The sequence below is a fragment of the Microcoleus sp. Pol7_A1 genome (assembly GCF_036701085.1).
GTDB classification, from domain to species: Bacteria; Cyanobacteriota; Cyanobacteriia; order Cyanobacteriales; family Microcoleaceae; genus Microcoleus; species Microcoleus asticus.
In genome coordinates, this window is record NZ_JAUBQD010000012.1 from 117,946 (window position 1) to 125,978 (window position 8,033).

The 8,033-nt window shown below is 47.2% G+C and carries 8 protein-coding genes; 4 read left to right on the forward strand and 4 right to left on the reverse strand.

All coding sequences use genetic code 11. The annotated features are described in order from the left end of the window. Window positions 1–304 precede the first annotated feature (304 nt). The gene (gene recJ, locus QUA20_RS10060; RefSeq protein ID WP_333188308.1) at window positions 305–2,386 is read left to right on the forward strand and encodes a single-stranded-DNA-specific exonuclease RecJ; all 2,082 of its coding nucleotides are present in this window, start codon (window positions 305–307) and stop codon (window positions 2,384–2,386) included. A gap of 121 nt (window positions 2,387–2,507) precedes the next feature. Here the strand turns inward: recJ and psb30 are convergent, their stop codons facing one another. After that, complete coding sequence (gene psb30 / locus QUA20_RS10065) at window positions 2,508–2,648, reverse strand: photosystem II reaction center protein Ycf12/Psb30 (RefSeq protein WP_333188310.1); 141 nt, start codon at window positions 2,646–2,648, stop codon at window positions 2,508–2,510. Between the two features lie 346 nt (window positions 2,649–2,994). Here psb30 and QUA20_RS10070 point away from each other — a divergent pair, with 346 nt between their 5' ends. The 3 genes from QUA20_RS10070 (at window position 2,995) to QUA20_RS10080 (ending at window position 4,381) form a co-directional block, all read left to right on the forward strand. Beyond that, complete coding sequence (locus tag QUA20_RS10070) at window positions 2,995–3,363, forward strand: YkgJ family cysteine cluster protein (RefSeq protein ID WP_333188313.1); 369 nt, start codon at window positions 2,995–2,997, stop codon at window positions 3,361–3,363. 171 nt (window positions 3,364–3,534) lie between these two features. Next, window positions 3,535–3,858 carry a hypothetical protein gene (locus QUA20_RS10075; protein ID WP_333188314.1) on the forward strand — a complete coding sequence of 108 codons (324 nt, stop codon included), beginning with the start codon at window positions 3,535–3,537 and terminating at the stop codon, window positions 3,856–3,858. Window positions 3,859–4,093: 235 nt separating this feature from the next. Then, window positions 4,094–4,381, forward strand: a complete 288-nt coding sequence (locus QUA20_RS10080; protein ID WP_006631083.1) for a YggT family protein — start codon at window positions 4,094–4,096, stop codon at window positions 4,379–4,381. A gap of 258 nt (window positions 4,382–4,639) precedes the next feature. Here the strand turns inward: QUA20_RS10080 and QUA20_RS10085 are convergent, their stop codons facing one another. The 3 genes from QUA20_RS10085 to QUA20_RS10095 form a co-directional block, all read right to left on the reverse strand. Then, complete coding sequence (locus QUA20_RS10085; RefSeq protein ID WP_333188317.1) at window positions 4,640–5,071, reverse strand: hypothetical protein; 432 nt, start codon at window positions 5,069–5,071, stop codon at window positions 4,640–4,642. Between the two features lie 62 nt (window positions 5,072–5,133). Then, window positions 5,134–6,147 (reverse strand): shikimate dehydrogenase, encoded by a 1,014-nt coding sequence (locus QUA20_RS10090; protein WP_333188319.1) that lies wholly within the window; start codon window positions 6,145–6,147, stop codon window positions 5,134–5,136. Between the two features lie 142 nt (window positions 6,148–6,289). Then, window positions 6,290–7,675: a P-loop NTPase fold protein gene (locus tag QUA20_RS10095; RefSeq protein WP_172184515.1), complete on the reverse strand. Its 1,386-nt coding sequence runs from the start codon at window positions 7,673–7,675 to the stop codon at window positions 6,290–6,292. Window positions 7,676–8,033: the final 358 nt, after the last annotated feature.

An 8,033-nucleotide genomic window follows, 5' to 3' on the forward strand; every position in this document is an offset into this window, starting at 1 on the left:
GGTAAACTTAGTTCTGCGGCTGCCGCCAGTCGATTGGATATTCGAGATTTTAGATTGACTCCACACATAAATCTGGCTGGTTTGAACTTTTGTCTAAAATTTTTTGGTCTCCACGACTGCTATCGGGGGCTTGTATCCCTATTTGGGTGGGGTGAGAGCTTCCAAAAAAAGCTTTCCTACAAACAACCTTTGGATTTTAGCCAAAAAACTCATCATCATCAATCTAAAATCTAAAATCTAAAATTGATGGACTGAGGCACTTAATTCGGTAAGATTAACTATGTATCTTTAAACCTCAGCTTCCGTGCAAGAGCTACCAACATCTGTGCCTCCGCATTTTCACCGATTGCCGAACCAACGGTGGCAAATTTATTCGCCTCAAACACAGCAAGCCGAACAGTTTGCCGCCGAAATCGGTTTGTCGCCTTTGCTAGCACAGGTGCTGATTAACCGCGGCATCGATTCTGTTAAAGAAGTGCACGGGTTTATCGAACCGGAATCTCTGGTTTTGCCCGCGCCAACGGATGAGTTTCCAGATTTGGCTGCGAGTGTCAAACTGTTGCGGGAGGCGATTTCGGGAGGGCAAAAAATTGCGATTTGCGGCGATTACGATGCTGACGGGATGACGAGCACGGCTTTGTTGCTGCGAGCACTGAGGCTTCTGGGGGCGAATGTGGATTATGCTATTCCCAGCCGGATGCGAGAAGGTTACGGGATTAACGATCGCATTGTAGGAGAATTTCACTCGGAAGGTGTCGCTCTCATTCTCACGGTTGACAACGGAATTGCAGCCTACGGCCCGGTTGCCAGAGCGCGAGAACTGGGTGTCAAAGTTATTATTACAGACCACCACGATTTGCCGCCAAAACTGCCGCCGGCCGATGCTATTCTCAACCCAAAATTAATTGCGGAATCTTCGCCTTATCGCGGTTTGGCTGGCGTTGGCGTTGCTTATGTTTTGGCTATTACCTTGGCTCAGGACATGAAAAAAGTGGGCGGGTTGGTGAATCCGCTGCTGGAGTTATTTACGTTGGGAACTATTGCGGATTTAGCGCCTTTGACAGGAGTTAATCGGCGCTGGGTGAAGCGTGGTTTGCGACTGTTGCCTCACTCGCAATTGGCGGGTATTCAGGCTTTGATTCACGTGGCTGGAGTGCAGCCGGGAAGTGGGGAAAGTCTCTCAATTCTCAACTCAAAAACTCAAACTCAAAATTCGTTAAAGCCTGAAGATATTGGTTTTAGGCTCGGGCCCCGGATCAATGCCGTGGGGCGGCTGGCTGACCCTCAAATTGTGATAGAGTTGCTGACTACGGACGATCGCGAATTGGCTCTCAAAAACGCGATGCAGTGCGAACAAATCAATCAGCGCAGGCAGGAGTTGTGCCAGGAAATTGAGCAGGAAGCCATCGCTTGGTGCGATAATAGTACGATCGATTTGCAGCAGGAACGGGTTTTAGTTGTCGTGCAGCCCGGTTGGCACCACGGGGTGATCGGGATTGTAGCTTCTCGGTTGGTGGAACGCTACGGCGTACCTGTGTTTATCGGTACTTTTGAGGATGAGGCTGTAGGGGCGGTTGCCCATAAAATTGTCCGGGGTTCGGCGAGGGGAATTCCTGAGTTTAATGTATTTGACGGGCTGAATTTTTGCGCGGATTTATTAACTAAATTTGGCGGACACAAAGCGGCTGGCGGTTTTTCTATGCCGGCTGACAACCTCGAACAATTCCGCAATCAACTCTCAATTTTTGCCAATCAATGTTTGCAGCCGGAACATCTAAAACCGCTGGTTTCAGTAGATGTGCGAGCCGATTTGGCTGAGATTAATCTCGACCTTTACCGACAAATTGATGCTCTGGAACCTTGCGGAATTGAAAATAAGGCTCCTGTATTTTGGACGCCTAATGTTTGCATAACTGAACAGAAAATTGTTGGTAAAGGAGGTCACGTTAAACTAACTGCAACTCAAGATGGAAAAGTATCGGCTAGTGTGAAGGCGATTGCTTGGCGTTGGGGGGAATATTTTCCTTTGCCTCGGCGGGTAGATCTTGCTTACCGATTGCGGGAAAATAGTTTTAATGGCAAGACATCGGTGGAGTTAGAATTGTTGGGTGTCCGGCTGCCCGCAAATGCTGCTAGTTCGAGGCCGCCGATTTTTGGGAAAGTTGAGTTTGATTACTGCGATCGCACTTATTCTTGCAGTCTTTCTCCCGCCGGATCGATCGAGGAATTGAGAATTCGCAACTCTCAAGGGCAAGTTTTGGCTGTTGCACCCGGACAAAACATCGGTTTGTTAGGCAACTCCCGCAAAGATGCTAGAGAAGTCGATGTATCTCTACCTTTTTTTGAGAATTTGATTCAAACTGCTAAACACGCCCTCGGTATTTGATAACTCGGTATTTGATAATTAAGCTCGTGCTGCTGGGAAAACTGGCGATCGAGCGTTGTGAATTTTGAATAATTTAAAACTCCAAACTCCCAACTCTCGATCGCCCCGGAGCGTGCTATAATTACAGGTCGCCGCCTCTAGCTGCCAGCAGAAAAATCACGATCGGGCCCGAAAGCACGACGGCTGCGAGTAAAGCTACCTGAACAATGAGTTGGTAGTCTACACCAGCCAGGCCGCTGAAAAGATCCGTTATAAAGTCCATGTGTCCTCCTGACTGTAGTGATTAAGTCTAGATTGTTGAATTAGAAAATCCGCTTCTGATTTTACCGGGCTATCGTCCCTATTTTTTAAGGAACTTCACAAAATTCAACAAAATGTAAACTACGGTCGACCTCCCAGTCACACGGAACCGGGGACTTGATGCCCCTTCCCGGAAAGCGATCCGAATCTAAAATCTCATCAAATCGCACCGCCCCTTCGGGATAGCCGCCTCCGGCGCTGGCAATTGATATACTTGAAGAGCCCCAATCTCCTAAAGTTTGGCATTTTCCACATAATCCTCCGAATCTAAAATCTAAAATCTAAAATCTAAAATCTAAAATAGAACTATGGCTACTTGGCGTTGCGTAAAGCAGTGCGGTGCTTGTTGTTACCTCGACCCAACAGAGCGCCCTGACTTAGACGAGTATTTATCTGAAGACGAATTAGCGCTCTATTTGAGCTTAGTTGGAGACGACGGTTGGTGTATCAATTTTGACAAAGCGACCAGAGAATGCGGAATTTATGCCGATCGACCGCGCTTTTGTCGGGTAGACTCAGAGGTGTTTGAGGAAATGTACGGCGTTGAGCCGGCTGAATTGAACGATTTCGCGATCGACTGCTGCTTGGAACACATTGAAGATCTTTATGGCGATCGATCTTTGGAAATGATCCGCTTTAACTCTGAAGTCGGAATTCTCGCCTTACCTGACAAATAACCGGCTTGATGCCCCTTTGGGCTTTTGTCCTCCCGCTCATTTTCCCGATCGGCATCTCAATTTTTTAATCAAAAGTATAAAATCTAAAATCGAACGATCGTCTGCCGGTTTCTCACCGGGAGAGTGTCAAAATAAACAAATCAAGGAAATATCGCGCAGTTGAGTTGAGCCATGAGCAATCGAGAGGGTTTTACAGGGGGATTTATTGCCGGAGCTGCCGTTGGCGGCTTGGTAGGTGCAGTTTTGGGCACGGTGCTGTCGCGGCGCGCTGCTGAAACTTTGCTGAGTGAACCTTCAGAAGCAAAGACAAGAAAGATCCGCCAGAGGAAAGCCAGTCAACTCGAAGCCGACAGCATGGAAGTAGCAAGGCTGAGCTTAGAAGATAAAATTGCTCAGCTAAATCAGGCAATAGATGACGTGCGGTTGCAACTCGGCGACGTAAACGGGAACTCGCAGGCCCACAACAGCGAGGGTTCGATCGCCCAAGACTCCTGAATCCATTTAAAATTTTAGATTAGTCTGGCAGATCGATGCGGGCGATCGGCAAACTGTCGCACATTTCTCTCTTCATCTTTCCAGCTAAAAGCGGGAGACAGAAGCAACAAGGAACAACAAAAACGCTCCCCCTCTCCCCCTATCCCCCCACTCCCACTCCCCCCCACTCCCCCAGCTATGCTAAACTCACAGTTAAAGTGTCTGTAAACTTTACTCAAAACTACAAGCAAAATTTATGAGTTCTTCAATAGGCCTTTTGGCAACCACGCTAGCGACATTTCTGCAAATCTATCTAGTCCTGATGATTTTTCGGGTGCTGTTAAGCTGGTTCCCCAATATCAATTGGTACGACCCCCCGTTTTCAATTTTGAGTCAGTTAACAGACCCTTACCTCAATCTATTCCGATCGATTATCCCCCCCTTAGGAGGGATTGACTTTTCGCCGCTGATTGCGTTTTTTGTACTTCAGTTCGGCTCGGAATTCTTGATCGGTCTTTTGACCAGCTTGCAAACATCATTGTAGTGGGAAAAGCTTAAGCTTTTAAGCATCTAGCCTAAATTGTTTGGCAGATATAGCTGCCGGCAACTAAATTTTAGATTTGAGATTGTGACATGAACTCCCCGGTTGAAAAGCTGGGGAGTTACTCATACATTAGAAATGAGAAATTGCCAGCCACTCAACAATCTAAAATCTCCAATTTCAAATCTAAAACTGCATCGCGGTTTGTCAACAGCCAACCCAAAATCTCAAATTAGCAATCTAAAATCTCAAAGAGTTTCCTTAGCGGCGAACCACGCCAGTAAAACCTGTAGCTTTAAATTGCTTGAGCTTCAAAGGTGTTCGTTGATTGGTGGCAACCGAAATTCTGAGCTGAAAATCGCTAACTCCGGGAGGAACTTCTTCTATAGACCCCAAGCGAGTCCGGTTTTGCATCACCGGATTGTCGTCGGCATCATAAATTCGGCCGAAAATATCGGCATTGACAACTGGTTTGCCGGTGCTATTTTCAGCTTTCCCAGTAATCAAAAAGCAGTTAGCTTCCATAGAACTGCCGCTGGTGACTGTTCCTTCTGCCATTTCTGCCGGACATTCGCGATAAGAAAGGTCGGAAAGTTTAATCTGCGTCAGAGCCCAAGCAGGTGGAGTGAATACCAAACTAAAAATTCCGATCAGGCAAGTAGCAAAAAAAAGGCTGATAGCTCGAAATTTCATAAATGGCAGCGCAAGTATATTTTAATTCTCAGCTTAGCGCGAATTCAGTTGTAAATTGCTACTTAGCTTAAGCCTAAATGCTTCTGCAAGGCGAGGCGCATCACATCGACTGGGACGGATTCTCTATCCAGCCAAATTTTTAACGCGGCTGCTCCTTGTTGAACTAGCATTTCGAGTCCGTCAATAGCTCGCGCTCCCCGAAGCTGCGCATCTTTGAGAAACTGCGTAGGATTAGGGGTGTAAATTAAATCGTAGACGATCGCACCTGCTGAAATTCGATCGATCGCAGCATCCGCAACCGGCGACTTTTCCCCCTGCGGATACATCCCCACAGGTGTCGTGTTCACCAGCAAATCTGCCTGCGAGATTAACATTGACAAATTATCCCAAGTATGAACCTGCAAATTCTGCACTGGCATCGGAGAATTGACCCAACTCTGCTGAAATTCCGCTAAATTTTGTTCGCTGCGGCCGACAACGTGAATCTCTGCACATCCCAATTGAGCGCATCCAGCCACAACAGCTCTCGCCGCCCCGCCATTCCCCAAAATTACCGCTACCTTCTGACTCCAATCGGAACCCCCCCTAGCCCCCCCTTGGTAAGGGGGGGGACAGGATTCAACAGCCCATGTTTCGTGGGAAGGCGAATCTGATTCGACCGCCGTATTGCCCGTTTCTAAGGGAGAGGTCGCGTTTTTAGCCCCCCCTTGGTAAGGGGGGGTTGGGGGGGTTTGCAGCGGCGCGAGAAAGCCTTCAACGTCAGTATTTGTACCGCACCAACCTTTGTCAGTCAGGTATACGGTATTGACTGCGCCGATCGCTCGGGCGATCGGGGAAACTTCCGACAGCAGCGGTAAGATTGCTTGTTTGTGCGGAATCGTGATGCTAAATCCCCGAACGCCGATCGCCGCAAATCCTACAAGAGCAGCTTTTAAATCCCCTGGTTTTACCGGAAATGGCAGGTAAACAAAATCGACTCCCAAGTGGGAAATAGCAGCATTGTGCATCGCCGGCGACAGAGAATGTTCCACGGGATGACCAATTACTCCCAACAGTTTAGTAGTGCCTTTAATCATTTTTGTTAGTTGACTGTTAACGGTTGAGTTTTGTTAGTTTTCATAGCAGATCCTGCTACAGTTGGACTCTTATTCTTTAGTCAGCTAGGAGTGAACTTCGTTGGTTCAGAAGCGATTTGCCTCGCCGAGTGACTGTAAACCGTCAACTGTTAACTGTCAACTCTCCACTATCAACTGTGTGCCGAAACTCTTTGGCGTCAGCCAAAATCGGATTGACATCAAACCAGTAATCCTCGCCGTAACGGTATTCAAACACCCAGAGACTGCGCAGCAAGATTTGATATTTAGTTTCCCCACTCACAGTTTTGCTAGCGGATACTTGGCGCAGCAATTGCCACTCATCCGGTTCGATCGCCAAAGTAAGCTGGTGGCGGCGCTGGACGATCACATTTTCCAAAGTTTCCCGCGACAGAGGAGGGTCTTGTTTCTGCAGACAGCTATACAGCAGTTGCAGCAAATTGCGGACATGACCGCCGCTGACTCGACACAGGCGATCGAGAGTTTCCGCAGAATCGAAAACTTTGCCAACCAAAGCATAGCGCTGCGAAGGCTGCACCGTCGGAAAAGCCCGCGCCAGAACCATCTGCCGCAGCAATTCCACACCCTCAGAACACTCAGAACCGTCGCTCAACTGCACCGGCACCATCGGCAAAACCTTCGGATCAACCCCAAACCGATTGGTCAACTGGCCCAAATCGTTAGAGAAAATCAGCACCAAAGGAATTGTATACACGACGTGGCAATTTAGTCTGGCCAACTGTTCGCCGCGATCGACAAACAGGTATTCCGGCTGAAGCCGCCCCGTCGGTTTCGCGCACAGGTGTATGCGATCGAGATTGTCGATAATTACTACAAGTCCTTGTTTCCCTTGGCGTTTGAGTTCTTGATTAGCCGGCTCCAGCAACTCCTTATTCAGTGCATCTAAAATTACGTTTGTTCGCGGCTCCAAATATTGCCTCAACTCCGATCGCAGATTCGGAGCATCTTTCGCTTTAGCAGTAATTTTGCCAATTCCCAACGCCAGAGAAAATTCTCCCTCCGTGCTGGCATTTATTTCCCCAAAACCAGGGACATTAGCTTCAGCCCTCAAATCTATTTGAGTTTGAAAAACCTCAGCAACCCCTTTGAGCAAAGCTTTAAAACCCGTCGGTTGCAGCTTGATTTTCATTTTCTCGATGCTTTCGCTCACCTGACGAGCAACGCTCAACAAAATGTCAGTGATATCTACATCTGCCATGTCTAAGTCTTTACTCGACTCAAAGTAAACAACATGAAATCCTTGTTGCTGCAATTCTGCTTGCAGCCGCAGCAATTCTGTTGATTTACCAGAGCCGATGTGACCAGTGAATAATTGACAGGTAGGTGCATCGGGGGACAGACGGCTGATGGTGCGCTCCAATTGTTCTACGATTGTGCCGCCCCGCACTGATGAGAAATCGATATAGTATTGTCGGTCTTTTTGATTTGCTACTGCCAGGGTGTAGCTGGGATTGCAGGCCCTATAAAATTTCTGTAAATTTAGTTCCATACCCTGTTCCATCTTTCACAACATTATGCCCTAATACCTTATTCATTTAGCTATTTTACTAATCAGAACAAGTGGCCAGTTTATTCTAATATTTTATTTGACCGCCAAGATCTCGATGTAGCTCATAAAATTTGAGATTTGAGATTTGGAATGACTCATCACTATCGGGGTTTGGAGCTTGCCTACAGTGGTATTTTTTTTTTACTTCTATCAAAATACGCACTCACCAATTATACCTAATTTTTGCAGCCTGGGCATTAAGGGAAGTCACTAATACCCGATATAGCAATCCTAAATGATTTTCTCTATCTAGCTCAATCCTAAATGATTTTTTCTGTGTAAGTATATTGACGTATTT

Coding starts and splice junctions, on each gene's coding strand:
- psb30 (WP_333188310.1), bottom strand. CDS start 2,648: ATGGACTTTATAACGGATCTTTTCAGCGGCCTGGCTGGTGTAGACTAC.
- QUA20_RS10070 (WP_333188313.1), top strand. CDS start 2,995: ATGGCTACTTGGCGTTGCGTAAAGCAGTGCGGTGCTTGTTGTTACCTC.
- QUA20_RS10075 (WP_333188314.1), top strand. CDS start 3,535: ATGAGCAATCGAGAGGGTTTTACAGGGGGATTTATTGCCGGAGCTGCC.
- QUA20_RS10080 (WP_006631083.1), top strand. CDS start 4,094: ATGAGTTCTTCAATAGGCCTTTTGGCAACCACGCTAGCGACATTTCTG.
- QUA20_RS10085 (WP_333188317.1), bottom strand. CDS start 5,071: ATGAAATTTCGAGCTATCAGCCTTTTTTTTGCTACTTGCCTGATCGGA.
- QUA20_RS10090 (WP_333188319.1), bottom strand. CDS start 6,147: ATGATTAAAGGCACTACTAAACTGTTGGGAGTAATTGGTCATCCCGTG.
- QUA20_RS10095 (WP_172184515.1), bottom strand. CDS start 7,675: ATGGAACTAAATTTACAGAAATTTTATAGGGCCTGCAATCCCAGCTAC.